Origin of the sequence: Cohaesibacter marisflavi, from assembly GCF_900115225.1 — a bacterium.
Taxonomy (GTDB): Bacteria; Pseudomonadota; Alphaproteobacteria; order Rhizobiales; family Cohaesibacteraceae; genus Cohaesibacter; species Cohaesibacter marisflavi.
This window is the reverse complement of record NZ_FOVR01000011.1, coordinates 151,630-173,755: the sequence shown is the minus strand read 5'-3', so window position 1 is coordinate 173,755 and position 22,126 is coordinate 151,630. Positions and strand designations below refer to the sequence as shown.

Below are 22,126 nucleotides of genomic sequence, written 5' to 3'. Positions count from 1 at the left end.
GTACCTACTTCCTTCTCCGCCGGGAAGAAGCCGCTTAAGCGGCCTCTGCTGCGAGTTTCTCGGCTTTTTCGGTTGCTTCCTCAATGGAACCAACCATGTAGAATGCCGCTTCTGGCAGATGGTCATATTCACCACTGACAAGGCCCTTGAAGCCCTTGATTGTGTCTTCCAGAGAGACCAGCTTACCAGGAGAACCAGTGAAGACCTCGGCAACGTGGAACGGCTGAGAAAGGAAACGCTCGATCTTACGAGCACGTGCAACCGCCATCTTGTCTTCTTCAGAAAGTTCATCCATGCCAAGAATGGCAATGATGTCCTGAAGAGCCTTGTAGCGCTGCAGTGTTTCCTGAACCTGACGAGCCACTTCGTAATGCTCATCACCGATAATACGCGGATCAAGCATACGGGAGGTGGAGTCAAGCGGGTCCACAGCCGGATAAATCCCTTTCTCGGCAATCGCACGGTTCAGAACCGTCGTTGCATCCAAGTGAGCAAAGGACGTTGCTGGCGCCGGGTCGGTCAAGTCATCGGCTGGCACATAAATGGCCTGCACGGACGTAATCGAACCCTTGTTGGTCGTGGTAATACGTTCCTGCAGCTGGCCCATATCGGTCGCCAGAGTAGGCTGATAGCCCACAGCTGACGGAATACGACCCAGAAGCGCGGACACCTCGGAACCTGCCTGCGTGAAGCGGAAGATATTGTCCACGAAGAACAACACGTCCTGACCTTCGTCACGGAAATGCTCAGCCACGGTCAGGCCGGAAAGAGCAACACGGGCACGGGCTCCTGGAGGCTCGTTCATCTGGCCATAAACCAGAGCACATTTGGAGCCTTCGCCGCCGCCTTCCTTGTTCACGCCGGATTCGATCATTTCCCAGTACAGGTCGTTCCCTTCACGGGTCCGTTCCCCAACACCGGCAAACACCGAGTAACCACCGTGGGCTTTAGCGATGTTGTTGATCAACTCCATGATAAGCACGGTTTTGCCCACACCGGCACCGCCGAACAGACCAATTTTACCGCCCTTTGCATAAGGCGCGAGCAGATCAACCACCTTGATGCCGGTTTCCAGAATCTCACCTTCGGTGGACTGCTCCACAAAGGTTGGTGCTGGCTGGTGAATTTCGCGGGTCAGCTTGGTGCCCAGTTCGCCGGCTTCGTCAACAGGCTCACCAACAACGTTGATGATGCGTCCGAGCATTTCTTCACCGACCGGCACGGCAATAGCCCGTCCGGTATTGGAGACGCCCTGGCCGCGAACCAGCCCCTCGGTGCTGTCCATTGCAATGGTGCGAACGGTATTTTCGCCCATATGCAACGCTACCTCGAGAATGAGGCGCTGACCGTTGTTATCAGTTTCAAGTGCGTTCAAGATCGGTGGAAGATCACCCTCGAACTGGACGTCCACAACAGCGCCGATAACCTGCGTGATACGTCCGGTAGCTGCTTCATTTGCTGCCATTCGTCTGTCCTCATCAATCGCCGTCAGAGCGCCTCAGCACCCGAGATGATTTCAATCAATTCATTCGTGATTTGAGCCTGACGCTGACGGTTGTATGACATTTCCAGTTTGCCAATCATTTCGCCAGCATTGCGCGTAGCATTGTCCATGGCGGACATGCGAGCACCTTGCTCAGAAGCACCATTTTCTAGAAGCGCATGGTAAACCTGAACCGATACGTTTCTCGGTAGAAGATCCAAAAGGATTTCTTCCTCATCCGGTTCATAGTCATATACTGCACCGGATGCATGAGACCCTTCGCTCTCGACCTCTTCAAAAACAGCTGGAATGATCTGCATAGCAGTTGGAACCTGTGTCACCACAGATTGGAACTGAGAATAAAAGAGCGTACAAACATCGAATTCACCTTTTTCGAACTTGTTCAAAATCGGGCGTCCGATGCGGACTTCTGCGTCGCTGAAGCGGATATGTTTCAAATCTCGCATATCAACGACTTCGATGATGTCATCACCAAATTCGCTCTTGAGTGCGTCAAAGCCTTTGCTCCCGACGCAGATCATCTTGACTGTCTTGCCCGCAGCTTTCAAAGCACGGGCCTTATCGCGCGCAAGACGCGCGATAGAAGAGTTGAAGCCACCGCAAAGACCACGTTCAGCGGTACAAACCAACAGCAGGTGGGTCTGATCAGATCCTGTTCCTGCCAGCAGCTTTGGTGTCGATTCATCCATCGCACACCGCGCTGCCACGTTGGCCAGCACCTCACTCATGCGTTCGGCATAAGGCCGGGCATTTTCCGCCGCGCTCTGGGCACGACGGAGTTTTGCGGCCGCCACCATCTGCATGGCTTTGGTGATCTTCTGAGTCGCCTTAACCGAGGCGATACGATTCTTGAGGTCCTTAAGGCTTGGCATGATTAGCCTCCGTTCCCCGTCAGTCCAAAGTTACGCAAAATTCTTTGCGAAACCGTCGACCGCCGCCTTCAGTTTAGATGTAATTTCGTCATCGAGAGCCTTCTTCTCGCGAATGGCTTCCAGCACATCCTTGTGCTCGTTGCGCATCACGGAAAGCAGACCTTCTTCGAACGAGCGAACCTGGCTAACTTCAATGGTGTCCAGATAACCGTTCACACCGGCATAGATCACAGCGACCTGTTCTTCCACCCGAAGAGGTGAGAACTGCGGCTGTTTCAAAAGCTCGGTCAAACGGGCACCACGGTTCAGCAAGCGCTGGGTCGTGGCATCAAGGTCGGACCCGAACTGCGCAAACGCGGCCATTTCACGATACTGTGCCAATTCACCCTTAATCGGGCCGGCAACCTGTTTCATGGCCTTGATCTGTGCCGAAGAGCCCACGCGGGACACGGACAGACCAACGTTCACAGCAGGACGAACACCCTGATAGAACAAATCGGTTTCCAGGAAGATCTGACCATCGGTAATGGAAATCACGTTGGTCGGAATGAACGCGGACACGTCGTTTGCCTGGGTTTCAATAACCGGCAGAGCGGTCATGGAGCCAGAGCCATTGTCTTCGTTCAGCTTCGCAGCGCGTTCCAACAGACGAGAGTGCAGATAGAACACGTCACCTGGATAAGCTTCACGCCCTGGAGGACGACGCAGAAGCAAGGACATCTGGCGATAAGCCACAGCCTGCTTGGTCAGGTCATCATAAACCAGAAGCGAGTGCATGCCATTGTCACGGAAGAATTCGCCCATGGCGCAACCGGCAAACGGTGCCAGATACTGCATTGGAGCAGGATCGGAAGCCGTAGCAGCCACGATGATCGAATATTCCAGCGCACCGTTTTCTTCCAGCGTTTTCACGAACTGGGCAACGGTGGAGCGCTTCTGACCAATAGCAACATAAACGCAATAGAGTTTTTCGCTTTCCTCTCCAGTGTCGTTGATCGACTTCTGGTTCAGGATCGCGTCAAGAGCAATCGCGGTTTTACCGGTCTGACGGTCACCAATGATCAGCTCGCGCTGTCCACGACCGATCGGGATCAAGGCGTCCACGGCCTTGAGTCCTGTCTGCATTGGTTCATGAACGGATTTACGCGGGATAATGCCCGGCGCTTTCACGTCCACGCGACGGCGTTCGTCGGCCTCGATCGGGCCTTTACCATCAATTGGGTTACCAAGCGGATCAACGACACGGCCCAGAAGGCCCTTGCCGACAGGTACGTCAACGATGGCGCCGGTCCTTTTGACCACATCGCCTTCCTTAACGCCTCGGTCATCGCCAAACAGCACGACGCCGACATTGTCCATTTCAAGGTTGAGCGCCATACCGCGCATTCCACCAGGGAATTCCACCATCTCACCGGCCTGGACATTATCCAGACCATAGATGCGGGCGATACCGTCACCAACAGACAGAACCTGACCAACTTCGGAGACATGAGCGTCTGTGCCGAAGTTCTTGATCTGCTCTTTGAGGATTGCGGAAATTTCCGCGGCCCGAATATCCATCAGCCGACCTCTTTCAGTGCAATCTTGAGCGAGTTGAGTTTAGTGCGCACAGATGAGTCAATCATCCGCGAGCCTACTTTTACAACAAGGCCGCCCAGAATATCTGCATCGACCTTGGCATGAATTGCAATATCCTTGCCCAACGCTTCCTTGAGCGACGCTTTGAGCGCAGTCAAGTCGTCATCGCCCAAAGGCTGAGCGGACGTGACTTCTGCCACCTGCTCACCACGATGGATGGAAAGGATTTTGCGAAAAGCTTTAATTATTCCCGGCAGAGAGAACAGCCGGCGATTTTGAGCAACGACACGAACAAAGTTTCCGACAGTGCCGGACATGCCGACCTTGTCCAAAAGCGCTGAAACAGCCGAGAGTTGCTCGTCAGCAGTAAAGACAGGGCTTTCAACAAGCCGCATGAAATCTTCACTTTCATCCATGATGGCCTCAATGCGTGCAAGATCAGCTTCCACCGCATCGATTGCCTTTTCTTCGAGAGCAAGATCGAACAACGCGCGAGCGTAACGTTCGGCCACTCCTGAAACTTCTGAATTTGTATCTGTCACTTGGTCGCTCTCTGACATTTGGAGAATACTCCCAACCATAATGCGAAAACATGAGCCAATAAAAGCCCTTATCTTCCCTGGAAGTCTGTCTCATCTGTCCGGGGATATAAATCCCTGAAACCGCTAGCTCGTCTAGCACATGGAATGAGCATGCGCAACATTGCGGTTAAAGCCATAAGTCGTAAATCGTACTGTGAAACCAGGCTTATGAGCCTGTTCTACACAGTTTCATCCCTTCGCATAAGCAAAAAGATTACATGAAGGAAACCGGGTCTACATCCACCTGAATACGTAAAGATCCTGCGATTTTAGGGCTTTGCGCGAGCCAGCGACGCAGCCATTGCGACAGCGAAAAAGAGCGCGGAGCCATCACCAAAAGTCTAAAGCGAAAACGTCCACGAAGCACGGAAATCGGGGCTTCAGCGGGCCCCAGCACCCGCACCCCTTCCTCATGAGGAACGGCCCTCACCATCTCCCGACCATAGGCCAGAGCGGCCTCGCGATGCTCCGAAGACAGAATCACAGCAGCCAGTCGACCAAAAGGTGGCATAGCCGCTTTGCGACGTTGGTCCAACTCATATGTGTAAAACTCTTCTCTTTCGCCTTTCGCAAGCGCAGCAATAACCGGATGATCAGGTACATAGCTCTGAAGCAGGCCTCGCCCCTGCCCCTTCACACGCCCGGCCCGCCCTGTCACTTGTGCCAAGGTCTGGAAGACCTTTTCGCCTGCTCTTAGATCGCCATGCGCAAGTCCAAGATCGGCATCGATCACCCCGACAAGAGTCATGCCGGGGAAGTTATGCCCCTTGGCAACCAGCTGTGTGCCGATCACGATATCCGCCTCTCCCGAGGCGATCAGATCAAGCTCGGCCCGCAATTGCTGCACCCCATGTATGAGATCGCTGGAGAGAATAACAATTTTGTGATCCGGCCAACGAGTCGCCGCTTCTTCGGCAATCCGCTCTACTCCGGGGCCACATGCCACCAGACTATGCTCATCTCCGCATTGCGGACAAGCAGGCGGAACAGGCTCGCAATGGCCACAATGATGACAGACAAGCTGCTTGCGGAAGCGATGCTCCACCAGCCATGTTGAACAGTTAGGGCACTGAAAGCGATGCCCGCAGGTTCGGCAAAGGGTAAGCGGCGCATAGCCGCGCCGGTTCAGGAACAACAGGCTCTGCTGCCCCGCTTCAATGGTCTCGTTGACTGCATCAATGAGAACAGGAGAAAGCCAGCTACCCTTCTCGGGCGGATTGACGCGCATATCAATCAGGGAAATATCCGGCATCGACTGACCGCCATAACGGCTTGGCAACCGGATGTGCCTATAGCGCCCCTGATCAGCATTGTTGCGACTCTCTACCGACGGGGTCGCGCTGGCCAGAATCACGGGAAAACCGGACAGGTGACCGCGCACCACCGACATATCCCGAGCATTGTAGATGACGCGGTCCTCCTGCTTGTAGGCACCGTCATGCTCTTCATCGACCACGATCAGCCCCAGATCGCGGAAAGGCAGCATGAGGGAAGACCGAGCCCCGACAACCACCTGCACTTCGCCCGTAGCCACCCCGCGCCAGACAAGATTCTTGTAACGCTGGGCCTGGCCGGAGTGCCATTCCCCCGGTCGCACACCGAATCGGCTTTCAAAGCGATGCAAAAAGGCATCTGTCAGCGCGATTTCGGGCACGAGAATGAGAATCTGTTTGCCCTGACGCAACGCCTCGGCAACAGCTTCGAAATAAACCTCGGTCTTGCCCGAACCGGTCACCCCGTCCAACAACACACCCTCGAAGACCTGAGCCTCAACAATCTTGCGGATTTCTTCAGCGGCCTCAGCCTGAAGGTCAGACAAGGCAGGGGGTGCGAAATCAGCCTGCGGCGGCTCCATCAGGGACGGAGGGGGCAATTGGCATTGAGTGAGTGTCCCGCTCTTTACCAAGCCATCAACCACCGATGACGAGACGCCAGCCCGCTCTGCGATGGCGGCCTTTGTCTCAGCCAATCCGCCTTCTATAGCTTCCAACACACGCGCACGCGCCTTGGTCATGCGCTCTGGAGCGTCGCCCGTCAGCCTGAGTGCTGCAACCGGCTTGGGCGGCAACAGCGCATCCTCGCCGCGCAGCACCATGCGCAGCACCATGCCGCGCTGAGACAGCGTATATTGCGCAATCCAGTCAACAAATTTGCGGAAATCCTCAGACAGGCGCACCCCGTGGTAAACTTCCTGAATATCCTTGAGCCTTGCTTCATCGGAAAATTCACTGGGATCATCCCACACCACGCCAAGCACGGAGCGCGGCCCCAACGGAACCCTGACCACCTGCCCCGGCTCAAGTCCCCCATCAAACCCCCGCCCCGTTTCATCGCCAAACAAAGAAGGCGAATCGACAGGCACTCGATAACTGTAACAACTATCCACATAAACCGGGACGAGAACTGACACAATTTGACGCTTTGACGACAAGATGATCCCTATTCCTTTACGAAGGAAGCAAATAAATTGATTTCGCCTTAGAGGTGGGCTGACGATGCGTGTACTATAGTTTATTGAACATATCGTACCTCGCCCGCGATTTCCAATCAGGTAGTCGCGCATGCATGGCTAACGGAAACGGAGCACGAAAGACAATGAAATTCTTCGTCGATACTGCCGAAACAAAAGATATCCGCGAACTGGCGTCTACTGGCCTGATCGACGGTGTTACCACCAACCCATCCCTGATCGTGAAATCCGGGCGCGACTTCAAAGAAGTCATTGCTGAAATCTGCGAAATCACCGATGGTCCGGTTTCTGCGGAAGTCACCGCACTCGAAACCACCCAGATGCTGGCAGAAGCCAAAGAACTTCTCAAGATCGCAAACAACATTGCCATCAAGGTTCCCCTGACGATCGATGGCCTGAAAACCTGTAAAGCCCTGACCGACGAAGGCCACATGGTCAACGTAACCCTGTGCTTCTCTGCCAACCAGGCTCTTCTGGCTGCAAAAGCTGGCGCAACCTTTATTTCCCCGTTCATCGGTCGCCTGGATGATCTGAACATCGACGGCATGGAACTGATCGAAGATATTCGCACCATCTATGACAATTACGGCTTCGAAACCGAAATTCTGGCTGCGTCCATCCGCAATGCCAACCATGTCAAGGAATGTGCGCTTGCTGGTGCCGATGTGGCAACCATTCCGCCAGCAGTGATCAAGGGTCTCGCAAACCATGCCCTGACCGACAAAGGCATCGAAGCCTTCATGAAAGACTGGGCAACCACCGGTCAGTCCATCCTGTAATCAACAGAGGCGAAGGCGGACCCGGTTCTGCCTTAAAGCTTGTGTAAATTTTATCCCCGATGCTGAGACCACCAGCACCGGGGATTTTTGATTCCCCAAGTATCATACCCGAAGCGCCCATCCCGCCTCGGGCGCGACAGAATGAGACACGGCAGCATGCCTAGCAATCAGGCCAAAAAGCAGACAAGAAAGCAGGTCAACAGCGATGCCCCCCTTATCATCGCAACGCCGACCCTGCGCGAAAAACAAAGACGCTGGCTCAAGAGCCTTGAAGGCGAGCGCCGCCTCTCAGCAGCAACGCTGGAAGCCTATGATCGCGATCTCGACCAGTTCTTCACCTTTCTGACCCGGCATATGGGCGAGGTCTCGGACCTGCCGCATTTTCCCGGCCTCAGACCGGCCGATATTCGCGCTTATATGGCCGAGCGTCGTCGACAGGGCACAGGCTCACGTTCTTTGGCGCGCGGCATGGCTGGCATCCGCTCTTTTGTCAGATATCTGGAAGAACAGGGGCTGGCCTCCAGCGCGCCGTTCAACGCCATCCAGACGCCTAAATATTCCCGCTCGCTGCCCAAGCCACTCAGCGAAGAGAAGGCGAGCCAGTTGGTCGATCCAGGCCAGTCCCTTTCCGATGAACCATGGGTGACAGCTCGCGACAGCGCCATCATGTTGTTGCTTTATGCCGTTGGCCTGCGTATTTCAGAAGCCCTGTCGCTGACGCCGAACAGCGCTCCGCTGCCCGGACAGGACGCCATGACCATAACCGGCAAGGGCGGCAAACAAAGGCGACTTCCGGTACTGCCCGTCGTGCAGTCGGCTCTGCAGCACTATCTCTCTCTTTGTCCCTTCGATCTGGAGCCCGATGAAGCGCTTTTCAGAGGCGTACGCGGCGGCGCCCTTAATCCACGCATCGTGCAGAAAACCATAGCCTCCATGCGCGGAGCACTCGGGTTACCCGACAGCGCAACACCGCACGCCCTGCGTCACTCTTTTGCGACCCACCTTCTGGCCAACGGTGGCGATTTGCGCACCATTCAGGAACTATTGGGACATGCCAGCCTTTCAACAACACAAGCCTATACCGAGGTGGAGATGTCTGAGCTAATGCAAATCTATCAAAAAGCGCACCCACGTTCCTGAGCATCAACCATAGTAAAAAGAATTTCTTCTAACAAAGATTGCAAAGCTCTCGCTTGCGATCCGCTTAATAGATGAATTTAAATTCAATAAATTAGATACGACTAAGAATTAATTTTCTATTATTTTTCTTAATTGCAACGTAACACATTTAGTCTATACTTTACAAAAGGCGTTCTTCACGTCGAGAAACTACCTGTTTTGGCAATCAAACGATATATCGGAGGAGGAGCCAAATGGTATATCGCGCCGCTTTAGTATTTTTACTGAGGCTATTTGCTTCGAGCATCGCGCAAGCTGGCGAATGCGTTGACTCTCAAACGCTCGGTACTTGGGAGAATCCATTTGCCGGTCATCGATATGATCTCACCAAGCTCGAAATCAAGGAAATCTGCAACGCACGCACCGTTCCCCATATTCAGGTGAAAGCCTACACCGCATGCGCACCCCGCGATTGCACATGGGGACGGTCCATTGCCCACCAAAGCAGCTCGACCAGCCTGACGGTTGGCTACAACACCTTTTTCGCAAGGCGCACGGTAACCGTGTCCATCAATGGCAAACGCATGGACGCCACCGTCTATGACGATTTCCATGATCCGCGCAAAGCAAACACCACACGGTCTTTTGTTCTCTGGCGCAAATAGCCAATACTGTCTGCACCCGAGAAAAGATCCGGACATCCCAATCCAGCAAAAAGGCCGCCCTGATAGAGAGCGGCCTTTTGTATATTCTCAAAGACGATATCAGCGGCATGAGCCGCCCGACTACATATGGATCGGGCGTTTATCGACCGCCAGAGCGGCTTCCTTGACTGCTTCGGAAAGAGTCGGATGTGCGTGAATTGTGCGAGCCAGATCTTCAGCAGACCCTGAGAAGGCCATCAGAACAGAAGCTTCATGGATCATTTCACCGACACCGGCACCGATCATATGCACGCCCAGAACCTTGTCTGAGGTCTTGTCAGCCAAAATCTTGACGAAACCGTCTGTATGACGCTGTGCCTTGGCGCGACCATTCGCCGTGAAAGGGAATTTGCCGACATTATAAGCGATACCGGCTTCCTTGAGCTGTTCTTCGGTCTGCCCCAGAACGGCGATTTCCGGCATCGTGTAAACAACGCCCGGAACAAGGTTATAATCCACATGACCGGCCTGCCCGGCCAGAGTTTCAGCCAGCGCAACGCCATCATCTTCAGCCTTGTGCGCCAGCATAGGACCGGCAATCACATCACCAATGGCATAGATGCCGTCAACATTGGTCTTGAAATGCCCATCAGTCGCCACGCGACCGCGTTCATCCAGAGCAACACCGGCTTCTTCAAGGCCAAGACCTTCGGTATAAGGACGCCGCCCGATTGCCACCAGAACGATGTCTGCTTCCAGCTCGGATGCTTCCCCGCCCTTGGCAGGTTCAAGGGTTACCTTGACCCCTTTCTTGCTCTTTTCAACGCCAGTCACCTTGGTGCTCAGCTTGAAGTCAAAGCCCTGTTTCTTGAAGATGCGCTGAGCATTCTTGACCACTTCGCCATCCATACCCGGCAAAATGCGATCAAGGAACTCGACAACGGTTACTTCCGAGCCCAGACGACGCCAGACAGAGCCCAGTTCAAGACCGATAACACCGGCCCCGACCACGATAAGCTTGCCCGGAACCTCGTCCAGTTCCAGTGCACCGGTGGAAGAAACAACCTGTTTTTCGTCAATTTCAACGCCCGGCAGCGGCGCAACATCAGAACCGGTGGCAATCACGATTGCCTTGGCTTCAAGGGTCTGTGCCTCGCCGGTTTCCGGCGTGACTTCCACTTTGCCCGCAGCAAGGATCTTGCCTGCGCCATGAAAGACATCGATCTTGTTTTTCTTGAACAGGAAGTCGACACCACCAACATTACCATCGATCACGGCCTGCTTGTGGCCCATCATGGCCTTCAGATCGAGAGACGGCTTGCCAACCTTGATGCCCATATTGGCAAAGTCATGGCCAGCTTCCTCAAACAGTTCCGAGGCATGCAGCAGGGCTTTTGAAGGGATACAGCCAACATTCAGGCATGTCCCACCATGGGTGCTGCGCTTTTCGACCACAGCCACCTTCATGCCCAACTGCGCGGCTCGAATCGCGCAAACATATCCGCCAGGGCCGGTACCGATCACGACCATATCATAAGACATTTCATTCACTCCTGAAGAATGCTGGATTGATGGAGTGTTGGCAAAAACCAAACTCGAATATCAAAAACGGGGCACACCGGCCCCGTTTCATAAATCGTCAAATCAGATGTCCATAACCAGACGCTGTGGATCTTCAAGGCTTTCCTTGATGCGCACAAGGAAGGTAACCGCTTCCTTGCCATCCACGACGCGGTGGTCATAAGACAATGCCAGATACATCATCGGACGAATAACGATCTCGCCATTGCGCACCACCGGACGCTCTTCAATGCGGTGCATGCCCAGAATACCGGACTGCGGCGCATTAAGAATAGGCGTGGACATCATGGAACCATAAACACCGCCGTTGGAAACGGTGAAAGTACCACCCTGCATTTCCTCGATGGTCAGCTGACCATCGCGGGCGCGGCGGCCAAAATCTGCGATTTCTTTTTCAATTTCAGAAAGAGACTTCTGATCCGCATCCCGCAGAACCGGAACCACCAGACCGCGAGGAGAACCCACGGCAACGCCAAGATGGACGAAATGCTTGTAGACCAGATCCGTACCATCAATCTCGGCATTCACTGCCGGGATTTCTTCCAGAGCCTTACAGATGGCCTTGGCGAAGAAGCCCATGAAGCCGAGACGAACGCCGTGTTTCTTCTCGAACAGATCCTTATACTGCTTACGCATCCCCATAACGGCGGACATGTCCACATCGTTGAAGGTGGTCAGCATGGCAGCCGTGTTCTGGGCATCCTTGAGACGGCGCGCAATGGTCTGGCGCAGCTTGGTCATGCGAACGCGTTCTTCACGGGCCGCATCTTCAGGTGCAGAAGCCGGACGCTTTGCAGCAGGCTGGGGCGCAGAGCCAGAAGGAGCGGTTACGCCACCAGCGATCGCATTGATCACGTCGCCCTTGAGCACCTGACCGCGCACACCAGTGCCAGAAACAGAAGCGGGATCCACTTTCTGTTCGGTCATCATCTTGGCAGCGCTAGGAGCTGGAGGCATGGAGGTCGGTGCAGCACTTTGAGCAGCAGGGGCAGGAGCTGCGGCAGGCGCGGCTTCTTCCTTCGGAGCTTCTTTCTTGGGAGCAGGAGCCGCAGCTTCGCCTTCCCCTTCAAGCAGCATCGCCAACAGCGCGCCAACTTCAACGGTTTCCCCTTCCGGAGCAACAATATCGCCCATGGTACCGGAAACCGGCGCAGGCACCTCAATGGTCACCTTGTCGGTTTCAAGTTCTACGAGCGGCTCATCGGCTTGAACCGCATCACCTGTTGCCTTGAACCATTGACCGATCGTTGCTTCGGTCACAGATTCGCCCAGTGTAGGGACTTTGATTTCCGTAGCCATTTGGTTTTCTCACATTTATTATTTGGTTCAGCCGTTATTCGGCAAACGCATCATCAAGAAAGGCCCTGAGCTGGTTCATATGCCTGCTCATCAGACCGGTAGCTGTCGCTGCGGATGCCGGACGCCCTACATAGGCCGGCCGTTTGACACTCGCATCAATCTGGTTGAGAACCCATTCCAAATAAGGCTCAATGAAGGTCCAGGAGCCCTGATTCTTCGGCTCTTCCTGACACCAGACCATATCGGCCTGCTTGAAGCGCCCAAGTTCCTTGATCAGGGTTTTTGCCGGGAAAGGATAAAGCTGCTCGACACGCATCAGATAGACATCATTGATGCCGCGTTTCTCGCGCTCTTCATAAAGATCGTAATAGACCTTGCCAGAACACAAAATGACACGACGGATCTTGTCATCCGATGCCAGCTTGATCTCCTGATTAGGCCGGATCTCTGCATCATCCCAGAGCACACGATGGAACGTGCTGCCTGCACCAAGCTCGGCGAGATTGGATACCGCACGTTTGTGGCGCAGCAGGCTTTTGGGCGTCATAAGGATCAGCGGCTTGCGGAAGCTGCGTCTCACCTGACGGCGCAGAATATGGAAATAGTTGGCCGGCGTGGAGCAGTTGGCCACCTGAATATTATCCTCGGCACAAGACTGAAGATAGCGTTCAAGACGAGCCGAGCTATGCTCAGGACCCTGCCCTTCATAACCATGTGGCAGCAGAACCACCAGACCAGACGCACGCAGCCATTTTCGTTCTGCGGAGGAAAGGAACTGGTCAAACACCACCTGAGCGCCGTTGGCAAAATCGCCAAACTGGGCTTCCCACATGGTCAACCCGCTTGGCTCAGCCAGAGAGTAGCCATATTCAAAGCCAAGAACAGCTTCTTCGGAGAGCATCGAGTTGATGACCTCATAGCGGTTCTGGCCCTTGCCGACATGGTTGAGCGGAATATAGCGGCTTTCATCCTGCTGATCATACAAAACCGTATGACGCTGGGAGAAAGTGCCGCGTTCGCTGTCCTGACCGGAAAGACGCACCGGATACCCTTCACGAACCAAAGAGCCAAAGGCCAGTGATTCAGCCGTTGCCCAATCGATTCCCTCGCCGGTTTCCATCATCTTGGCCCGGTTGTTAAGGAACCGCTGCACCGTGCGGTGAACGTTGAACCCTTCGGGAACCGTTGTCAGCTTTTCGCCGATTTCCCTCAGTTCTTCCACATCAACACCGGTGTTACCCGAACGACGATCATCTTCGGCGCTGGCGGTCGTCAGACCGGACCATTTGCCATCGAACCAGTCGGCCTTGTTGGGAGAGAAGCTCTGGCCGGCCTCGAATTCATCATCCAGCATCTTACGCACATCGGCGCGCATCTGCTCGAAATCTTCCGGCGTAATGACCCCTTCTGCAATCAACTGGTCAGCATAACGCTGAAGGCTGGTTGGGTGCTTGCGGATCTTCTTATACATCAGCGGCTGGGTAAAGGCCGGTTCGTCGCCTTCGTTATGACCGAAACGACGATAGCAGAACATGTCGATCACGACCGGTTTGCCAAACAGCTGACGGAATTCCGTGGCGATCTTGGCGGCAAACACCACCGATTCCGGATCGTCCCCGTTACAGTGGAAGATCGGAGCCTCGATCATCTTGGCCAGATCAGACGGATAAGGTGACGAACGCGAGAAACGCGGATAGGTCGTAAAGCCGATCTGGTTGTTGATGATGAAATGGATAGACCCCCCCGTTCGATGACCTCTGAGGCCGGAAAGGCCGAAACACTCAGCCACAACGCCCTGCCCGGCAAAAGCAGCATCACCGTGGATCAGCAAAGGCAGCACCGAGGTACGATCCACTTCCGTGGTTTCGATGAACTTGCCATCGTCCGCAGAGAGCTGGTCCTGCTTGGCACGCGCTTTACCCAGAACAACCGGATTCACGATCTCAAGGTGAGACGGGTTTGCCGTCAGCGACAGATGCACATTGTTATCATCGAAAGACCGGTCCGAAGAGGCACCAAGGTGATATTTCACGTCACCGGAGCCTTCCACATCGTCAGGCGTAATAGACCCACCCTTGAACTCATGGAAGATGGCGCGATGCGGCTTGCCCATCACCTGGCTCAAAACGTTGAGGCGACCACGGTGGGCCATGCCGAACACGATCTGCTTGACGCCCATGGCGCCGCCGCGCTTGATGATCTGTTCCAGCGCCGGAATAAGCGACTCGCTGCCATCAAGTCCGAAGCGCTTGGTGCCGGTATATTTTACGTCGAGGAATTTCTCGAAGCCTTCCGCTTCCACCAGCTTGTAGAGAATGGCCTTCTTGCCGTTTTCGGTGAAGGCAATCTGCTTGTCCGGCCCTTCGATACGTTCCTGAATCCAGGACTTTTCAGCCGGATCGGAAATATGCATGAATTCCACACCAAGGGTGGAACAATAAGTCCGGCGAAGAATTTCGAGCATTTCAGGGATCGTGGCAAACTCGAGCCCCAGAACATGGTCGATGAAAATCTTGCGGGTATAATCGGCTTCGGTGAAGCCGTAAGAGGAAGGATGCAGCTCTTCATGATCCTTGGCATCTGCCAGATTGAGCGGATCAAGTTCTGCATGCAGGTGACCGCGCATACGATAGGCGCGAATCATCATGAGAGCGCGAACGGAATCGCGTGTTGCCTGCTGAACGGCAGCATCGGTCAGTTCCACACCCTGACCCTGCGCCTTGCTTTTCAGCTTGTCGCCCAGCTTTTTCTCATCGGCGACAAAGTCGCCACCAGCCAATGCAGAAACCAACTCACCATTGGTCGTTGGAGGCCAGTCATCTCGCTTCCAGGATGCGCCACGCGCATTCGCGGCAATATCGCCGCTGTCATCCTGCAAATCCTTGAAGAAGACTCGCCACTCTTCTTCTACAGATGTCGGATCTTTCTGAAAACGGGCATAAAGATCTTCGATATAAGACGCGTTACCTCCATAGAGGAAGGAAGATAACGCAAACGCTTCATTTGCGTCCTGACGTGCCATCGCCACCACCGCCGAACCTTCGTTCGGTCTCTTTTTTCTAGCTCAGCACCATTGCTGAACTGATCTGCTGCCACGAGATAGGTATAACTCCTATCTCGCAGCAATAACGTAATGTCGCGCTTTTACTTACCTTTGAGCAAGTCAACCAAAGTGGTACCGAGACTTGCCGGAGAAGGTGAAACGCGGATCCCTGCGCTTTCCATCGCAGCAATTTTATCTTCAGCCCCGCCTTTTCCGCCGGAAATAACGGCACCTGCGTGCCCCATTGTCCGGCCGGGAGGAGCCGTACGGCCAGCAATAAAGCCGACCATTGGCTTCTTGCGCCCTTTTTTTGCCTGCTCCTTGAGCCATTCGGCAGCATCCTCTTCAGCGGATCCACCAATTTCACCAATCATGATGATGGATTCCGTTTCCGGATCATCAAGGAACAGATCCAGCACATCGATAAATTCGGTGCCTTTGACCGGATCACCGCCAATCCCTACGGCAGTGGTCTGGCCCAAACCCTCATTCGTCGTCTGAAACACTGCTTCATACGTAAGAGTGCCAGACCGGGAAACAATACCAACAGAACCTTTCTTGAAGATGGAACCGGGCATAATACCGATTTTGCACTCTTCAGGGGTAAGGACACCGGGGCAGTTCGGGCCAAGAAGACGGGAATCGGAGTTTTCAAGGCGCTGTTTGACCTTCACCATATCCACCACAGGAATCCCTTCGGTGATGCAGGTGATGAATTCAACGCCGGCATCAATCGCCTCGATAATCGCAGCAGCAGCCCCAGCAGGCGGCACATAGATCACCGAAGCCGTTGCGCCGGTTGCGTCCTTGGCTTCCTTCACATTGGCAAAGATCGGCAGCTCGGCAGCGCATTCAACACCGGAAGACCAGGTTTCCCCACCCTTTTTGGGATGAACACCCGCCACCATTTTCGTGCCGAAATAATTGAGAGCCTGCTCGGTGTGAAACGTACCGGTTTTACCGGTCAGACCCTGCACGATGATTTTGGTATCTTTGTTGACAAGAATGGACATCGTATTAGGCCCCTTTCACAGCTGCGACGATTTTCTGAGCGGCATCGTTGAGATCATCAGCAGGAATGACATTGAGGTCGCTTTCAGCGATCAATTTCTTGCCTTCTTCAACACGCGTGCCTTCCAGTCGCACCACGAGGGGCACTTCAAGCCCGACTTCCTGAACAGCCGTCAACACACCTTGCGCAATCACATCGCACCGCATGATTCCGCCAAAGATGTTGACCAGAATGCCCTTCACATTGGGATCAGAGGTAATGATCTTGAAGGCCGCCGTTACCTTTTCAACGCTCGCCCCACCGCCAACATCAAGGAAGTTGGCCGGTTCAGCACCGTAAAGCTTGATGATGTCCATCGTGGCCATGGCGAGACCTGCGCCGTTCACCATGCAACCGATGTTGCCATCAAGGGCCACATAGGCGAGATCATATTTGGAAGCTTCGATCTCCTTGGCGTCTTCTTCGGTCTTGTCGCGAAGCGCCATCACATCGGGATGACGGAACAGCGCATTGCCATCGAAGGACACCTTGGCGTCCAACACACGCAGGCGCTGGTTTTCCATCACGATCAAAGGGTTGATCTCGAGAAGAGACATGTCCTTCTCAACGAAAGCCTTGTAGAGGATCGGGAAGAGATGCATGCCGTCATCGCGTGCAGTGCCTTCCAGCTTCAGCGCATCGCACAGCGCGATCGCATTGTCCGCCGTCACTCCCGCATCCGGGTTGATCGGCACGGTAAGAATCTTGTCCGGCGTCTCTTCAGCAACAGCTTCGATATCCATGCCACCTTCGGTTGAAACCACGAAGGCTACGCGACCGCTCGTCCGGTCGACGAGGATGGAAAGATAGAGTTCGCGGTCAATATCGGCACCATCTTCGATATAGATGCGATTGACCTGCTTACCGGCTTCGCCGGTCTGGTTCGTTACCAGGGTTGCCCCAAGCATCTGTCCGACAAACTCGATCACTTCCTCTTTCGAGAAAGCGAGTCGAACACCCCCTTTTTCGCCGGCAGACTCTTCTTTGAATTTGCCTTTGCCGCGACCGCCCGCATGAATCTGGGATTTAACCACCCAGAGCGGACCGCCCAGTTTTTCTGCAACAGCACCTGCTTCGTCAGCGGAAAAGATGGGCAAACCGTCAGCGACGGGCGCACCATACTCCTTAAGCAAGGCCTTAGCCTGATACTCATGAATATTCATGGGATCTCCCCTAATCTTTGGATCGGCCTGATGAACACCGTGAGCAAGCGCCACCAGACTGGTCTTTGCTTGTGGTCTTAATGCACCACTCCCGTGCGCTTCCCGATCCATCCCCATGGGCCGTTTCACGCTTGGAAGTGGTGCAAGAATTTAGGCCGGGGGATTCCTGAGCCGTAAGCCAGGAGCGCAGGAAAGCCCGGTATCAATCCCTCTCGATTGTTCAAGCCGTCTCAAGAGGGGGGATCTCAATCGCCTATCTTACTCAAGCGAGTTCTGGAGCAAGACGCTGGCAAGCCTCGATGAGGCCTTTCACAGAGTCAACAGAGTTGTCGAACTGTGCTTTTTCGTCTTTGTCCATTTCGATCTCGACAACGCGCTCGATGCCACCAGCACCGATAACGGTCGGAACACCGACATACATGCCATCGATGCCATACTCACCGGAAAGATGAGCAGCACAAGGCATAACGCGTTTTTTGTCTTTGAGGTAAGATTCTGCCATTGCGATTGCTGAAGCAGCCGGAGCGTAGAATGCAGAACCGGTTTTCAGCAGCTTGACAATTTCTGCACCGCCATCACGGGTACGCTGAACGATTTCGTCCAGACGGCTCTGTTCGATCCAGCCCATTTTAACCAGATCAGGAAGAGGAATACCAGCAACAGTGGAGTAGCGAATGAGCGGAACCATGGTATCACCATGACCACCCAGAACAAATGCGGTAACGTCCTGTACGGATACGTCGAATTCGTCTGCCAGGAAGTAACGAAAACGAGCGGAGTCCAGAACGCCAGCCATGCCGACAACTTTGTTGGCAGGCAGACCCGAGAATTTCTGCAGAGCCCAAACCATCGCATCAAGCGGGTTGGTGATGCAGATTACGAAAGCATCTGGTGCATATTTGCCAATGCCGGCACCAACCTGCTTCATGACCTTGAGGTTGATTTCAACCAGGTCATCACGGCTCATGCCAGGCTTGCGAGGTACACCAGCGGTAACGATAACAACGTCAGCACCAGCAATCGCTTCGTAAGACTGGGTACCAGACAGTTTAGCATCGAAGCCGTCTACTGGAGACGATTCAGCAATATCGAGTGCCTTGCCTTCCGGGGTCCCTTCAGCAATGTCGAAAAGGACGACATCGCCCATTTCGCTCAAGCTGGCAAGGTGTGCCAGAGTGCCGCCAATTTGGCCTGATCCGATAAGTGCAATTTTCTTCCGCGCCATATTCAGTTTCCCTTAACGTAAGGTTCTCCCAAAACTGGGAATGGATGGCTGTGTGAGTACCGCGAATCCGGTGCGCTTTCAAGTCGCAGATAGTTTTAAATGCATAAAAAACCCGAGACTTTTGGCGAACTTAACCTTTACGTTAAGGGAATTATAACCTTGAGCAATCTTCCAGATATTCGTCTGATTGCATTTCGGTAAGACGGGAGGCTGTGCGATCAAACTCGAAGGCCTCCGTTCCGTTCATATTCTGCGCCAAATCAAACTGGGAAACCTTGGCCAACGCAATGACACGCACATGATTGTCATAGAGCGTATCGATCAGAATGATGAAGCGTTTGGCCTCGTTGCGCATGGACCGCTCGAATGGCGGAATACCGTCGATAAAGATCGTATGATAGACCTCGCACAAGCGCAAATAGTCCGAGGCACCCAAGGGGCGAACACAAAGATCTTCGAACGAAAAACGGGCCATGCCATGGTAAGCCTCGGGCACATGGATGCTGCGCCCCTGATTTTCCACCGCATCGCTGGGCGCACGTGGCGCCTCAATAACCGTCTCCCACATGGACTGGAAACTGGCTTCGGTTTCTGCATTTTTCGGGAAGAGATAAACCGGTTGACCACCCAACTTTTCCATCCGGAAATCGGTCCGCGACGAGAGCCGAACCACCTCACATCGCTCTTTCAGAAGCGCGATGAAGGGCAAGAACAGCTGCCGGTTCAACCCGTCCTTATACAGCAGATCCGGATCAACGTTGGACGTGGCAACCACCACCACCCCATCCGCAAACAGACGGGAGAAGAGACGCCCCAGAAGCATCGCATCAGCAATGTCCGTGACGCTAAACTCATCAAAGCACAACAATCGCATTTCCTGACACAGAGCGTCAGCGACGGGTTTGATCGGATCATCACCCTTGATCTTGCCGCTGGCGATGTCGGCCCGTGCCTGCTTGATGCGCGCATGCATGTTACGCATGAATTCATGGAAATGATAGCGCCCCTTGCGCTTGACCGGAGCCACCTCGAAAAACAGGTCCATGATCATGGTTTTGCCGCGACCGACCTCACCCCAGATATAGAGCCCCCTTACGGGTTCAACGGGCTGGCGTTTGGCAAACAACCAACCAAGGGAGGACGTCTTCCGCGAGAGCCGCTTTTCACTCACTTTTTCAAGCAATTGGTCGAAACGAACGGCCAATGCCCTCTGATCAGCATCCTCATCGATATCACCGTGGCGCACTTTACTGTCATACAGGTCCGATACCGAAATGTCGCCTAATTCACTGTTCAATTGCTTGCCTCATCAAGATCCGGCATGTAATGCCCTGAATATGCGCCGCAATGCCCCGCCTGCCGCAGCCTTCACCAGATCGCAAGGCGAGACATCGAAACAAAGAGCAAGCAGCGATAGCTTTATCCGTACACGCGATCAAAAGCGGCATATGGACAAAACGCAAATAAGAATAGTTCTGCTTTAGGGGAAATGACGACGCAAGGAAATGATCCCTAAGACGGATGAAGAGCATAAAGACCTGCTTCATGCTCTCCCATATACGCCATCAGCTTGAAGGACACTCTCAGACCGAGAAAGCCGCCCTGGCTCAGCGGGTGAAGGACAAACTACGCCCATCCATCGTTGCCTGACCGGAAAAACGCCCCGGCGCATTCGAATGGAACCGTCCAAGAATGGTCGATCCATCTTCTGCCAGGAAGACAACCAGCTTTTCACCATCCAGACGCCATGCATTGATCCTCTGTAGATCGGACGAACTACAGCCACGCGAAGACGCCCGATACCCGCCAGTCCAGTTGGTCAAATTGATATTCAATTTGCACTGCTCGGCTCCGGAGGTCAGCGTCCAGGCCCCCAGCAGATCGGTTCGCTTCAAGCTACGCGCCGAAGATGGCACGGGCTGGGATAGCGCCGACATGTCATTCTGAACCGGAGGCGCCAGTTCGGCCTCAGCGCCCATCGCGTTGTTGATCGGCTGGCCGGACTGCTGCCCCGTTGAATAGGACTGGTTCGGATACTGATCATTGGGAATAAGAGATCCAAGCGCCTGACTCTCGACAGGCGACGTCGGAGCTGGGTTCAATGGGGATGCGTCATTGCCACCAAACCGGTCAAAGCCAGCGGATGAACAAGCTGTCAGCAACAAACCGGCACACAAAAGCGCGGAATAGCGAATCATACCACTCTCCTTACGTCACACAGATAAGAGTTTTGATTCTTATTGGTAAATATTCAAGGACCAACTGAAAGATCCGTTAATTTCAAGCAGAAACTGGTCAAGATTTCTTCAGAACCAGCATATTGCCTTCTTTATTCACACCAACCCAGACACCTCTCCCATCAGACCGTAGTTTGACAATGTCGTCGCCCATATGGTCGCGCAACACCAAACGGTCATCAAAGGCCACCCAACTGTCCAGCATAAACAGGCTCGTCGGGCAGGCAGAATTCCCCGATGCCTTGTAGCCATAATCCCTGCGGGCATCCTCAAGAACCAGCTCGCAACTCTCTGAGAGCCCCAGAGAGGAACCCAACTGCCTGAGCTTTTCCCTTGAGTTCTTCGGCTGCAACTTCCAACGGCCAACATAGGGCTTGAGTTCCGCATGGGTTGTGCCTGCAGGCACAAAATTCTGCGAGGCCTCGGCATAGGCTTGTCTGAATTCAGCATCTACGGCATCAAACGCCGCACCCGGCTCGGCAACACCCAGTGAACTTTCATTTGGCTTGGAAAATTTATCCGACGCAGACACCAGCGCAAGATCTGCGCTTTGGTCAGGCATGGCAACAGGACCACGCCCCACCGCGCCGGCTGTTTGCTGAGCCCCGCTCTGGCTGGAAGAGAGCCCTCCAGAAGACACCGCACAGCCCCCCAGCGCCAAAGCGAAGAGAGAGATGGTCATGAGTGTTCCAGATCGTTTCACAATCAACCCCGAGAGCGCACAAAGAAGAAATACGGCCCTGCCCTGCGCGCCCCAAAACCATAGCAAGCCAGCCAAAAGCCGGAAGAATCAGTGTTTTGCGCAAAGCAGTTGCCCGATACGCATCAACGGATAACAGGGAAATGTGGCAAAGACAAAAGTTTTCTGCCCAAGCCCGTGTTCCATAAGACCAATTCACAGGACCCCGGCCAATATCACCCGCTCCGGATTACAATACGCCACCCAAAACGAAAAAAGCCCTCCGGGAACACCCGGAGAG

Annotated in this window: 17 protein-coding genes; 3 read left to right on the top strand and 14 right to left on the bottom strand. The window is 54.1% G+C overall.

Annotation, left to right across the window (positions count from 1 at the left end):
- Positions 1-34: 34 nt before the first annotated feature.
- The 5 genes from atpD to BM258_RS18135 form a co-directional block, all read right to left on the bottom strand.
- Positions 35-1,465: a F0F1 ATP synthase subunit beta gene (gene atpD / locus BM258_RS18155; RefSeq protein WP_090074650.1), complete on the bottom strand. Its 1,431-nt coding sequence runs from the start codon at positions 1,463-1,465 to the stop codon at positions 35-37.
- A 23-nt stretch (positions 1,466-1,488) separates the two neighbouring features.
- A complete protein-coding gene (locus tag BM258_RS18150; protein WP_090074649.1) occupies positions 1,489-2,376 on the bottom strand; it encodes a F0F1 ATP synthase subunit gamma in 888 nt (295 codons plus the stop codon).
- Positions 2,377-2,406: 30 nt separating this feature from the next.
- Positions 2,407-3,936, bottom strand: a complete 1,530-nt coding sequence (atpA, locus tag BM258_RS18145) for a F0F1 ATP synthase subunit alpha (RefSeq protein WP_090074648.1) — start codon at positions 3,934-3,936, stop codon at positions 2,407-2,409.
- On the bottom strand, positions 3,936-4,496 hold the full coding sequence (locus BM258_RS18140) for a F0F1 ATP synthase subunit delta (RefSeq protein ID WP_175528149.1): 561 nt from the start codon (positions 4,494-4,496) through the stop codon (positions 3,936-3,938). The genes atpA and BM258_RS18140 overlap by 1 nt, the downstream gene beginning before the upstream one ends.
- A 253-nt stretch (positions 4,497-4,749) precedes the next feature.
- On the bottom strand, positions 4,750-6,966 hold the full coding sequence (locus tag BM258_RS18135) for a primosomal protein N' (RefSeq protein ID WP_280141788.1): 2,217 nt from the start codon (positions 6,964-6,966) through the stop codon (positions 4,750-4,752).
- A 164-nt stretch (positions 6,967-7,130) separates the two neighbouring features.
- On the opposite strand from BM258_RS18135, the gene fsa reads away from it, so the two are divergent.
- The 3 genes from fsa to BM258_RS18120 all read left to right on the top strand — a co-directional run bounded on the left by fsa (position 7,131) and on the right by BM258_RS18120 (position 9,568).
- Positions 7,131-7,784, top strand: a complete 654-nt coding sequence (gene fsa, locus BM258_RS18130; protein WP_090074645.1) for a fructose-6-phosphate aldolase — start codon at positions 7,131-7,133, stop codon at positions 7,782-7,784.
- 156 nt (positions 7,785-7,940) lie between these two features.
- Positions 7,941-8,924, top strand: a complete 984-nt coding sequence (locus BM258_RS18125; protein WP_090074644.1) for a tyrosine recombinase XerC — start codon at positions 7,941-7,943, stop codon at positions 8,922-8,924.
- A gap of 233 nt (positions 8,925-9,157) precedes the next feature.
- Positions 9,158-9,568: a hypothetical protein gene (locus tag BM258_RS18120; protein WP_090074643.1), complete on the top strand. Its 411-nt coding sequence runs from the start codon at positions 9,158-9,160 to the stop codon at positions 9,566-9,568.
- 120 nt (positions 9,569-9,688) lie between these two features.
- Here BM258_RS18120 and lpdA read toward each other — a convergent pair whose 3' ends face one another.
- The 9 genes from lpdA to BM258_RS18070 all read right to left on the bottom strand — a co-directional run bounded on the left by lpdA (position 9,689) and on the right by BM258_RS18070 (position 21,828).
- Complete coding sequence (gene lpdA / locus BM258_RS18115) at positions 9,689-11,089, bottom strand: dihydrolipoyl dehydrogenase (RefSeq protein ID WP_090074642.1); 1,401 nt, start codon at positions 11,087-11,089, stop codon at positions 9,689-9,691.
- Positions 11,090-11,191: 102 nt separating this feature from the next.
- On the bottom strand, positions 11,192-12,427 hold the full coding sequence (odhB, locus tag BM258_RS18110; RefSeq protein ID WP_090074641.1) for a 2-oxoglutarate dehydrogenase complex dihydrolipoyllysine-residue succinyltransferase: 1,236 nt from the start codon (positions 12,425-12,427) through the stop codon (positions 11,192-11,194).
- Between the two features lie 34 nt (positions 12,428-12,461).
- Positions 12,462-15,449: a 2-oxoglutarate dehydrogenase E1 component gene (locus BM258_RS18105; RefSeq protein ID WP_090074640.1), complete on the bottom strand. Its 2,988-nt coding sequence runs from the start codon at positions 15,447-15,449 to the stop codon at positions 12,462-12,464.
- Positions 15,450-15,571: 122 nt separating this feature from the next.
- Positions 15,572-16,483 (bottom strand): succinate--CoA ligase subunit alpha, encoded by a 912-nt coding sequence (gene sucD / locus BM258_RS18100; protein ID WP_090074639.1) that lies wholly within the window; start codon positions 16,481-16,483, stop codon positions 15,572-15,574.
- A gap of 4 nt (positions 16,484-16,487) precedes the next feature.
- Entirely contained in the window at positions 16,488-17,684 is a 1,197-nt protein-coding gene (gene sucC / locus BM258_RS18095) for an ADP-forming succinate--CoA ligase subunit beta (RefSeq protein WP_090074638.1), read from the bottom strand.
- 262 nt (positions 17,685-17,946) lie between these two features.
- The gene (gene mdh, locus BM258_RS18090) at positions 17,947-18,909 is read right to left on the bottom strand and encodes a malate dehydrogenase (RefSeq protein WP_090074637.1); all 963 of its coding nucleotides are present in this window, start codon (positions 18,907-18,909) and stop codon (positions 17,947-17,949) included.
- 151 nt (positions 18,910-19,060) lie between these two features.
- The gene (gene zapE / locus BM258_RS18085; protein WP_090074636.1) at positions 19,061-20,206 is read right to left on the bottom strand and encodes a cell division protein ZapE; all 1,146 of its coding nucleotides are present in this window, start codon (positions 20,204-20,206) and stop codon (positions 19,061-19,063) included.
- A 310-nt stretch (positions 20,207-20,516) separates the two neighbouring features.
- Positions 20,517-21,107 carry an AprI/Inh family metalloprotease inhibitor gene (locus BM258_RS18075; RefSeq protein WP_090074634.1) on the bottom strand — a complete coding sequence of 197 codons (591 nt, stop codon included), beginning with the start codon at positions 21,105-21,107 and terminating at the stop codon, positions 20,517-20,519.
- Between the two features lie 97 nt (positions 21,108-21,204).
- On the bottom strand, positions 21,205-21,828 hold the full coding sequence (locus BM258_RS18070) for an AprI/Inh family metalloprotease inhibitor (protein WP_090074633.1): 624 nt from the start codon (positions 21,826-21,828) through the stop codon (positions 21,205-21,207).
- Positions 21,829-22,126: the final 298 nt, after the last annotated feature.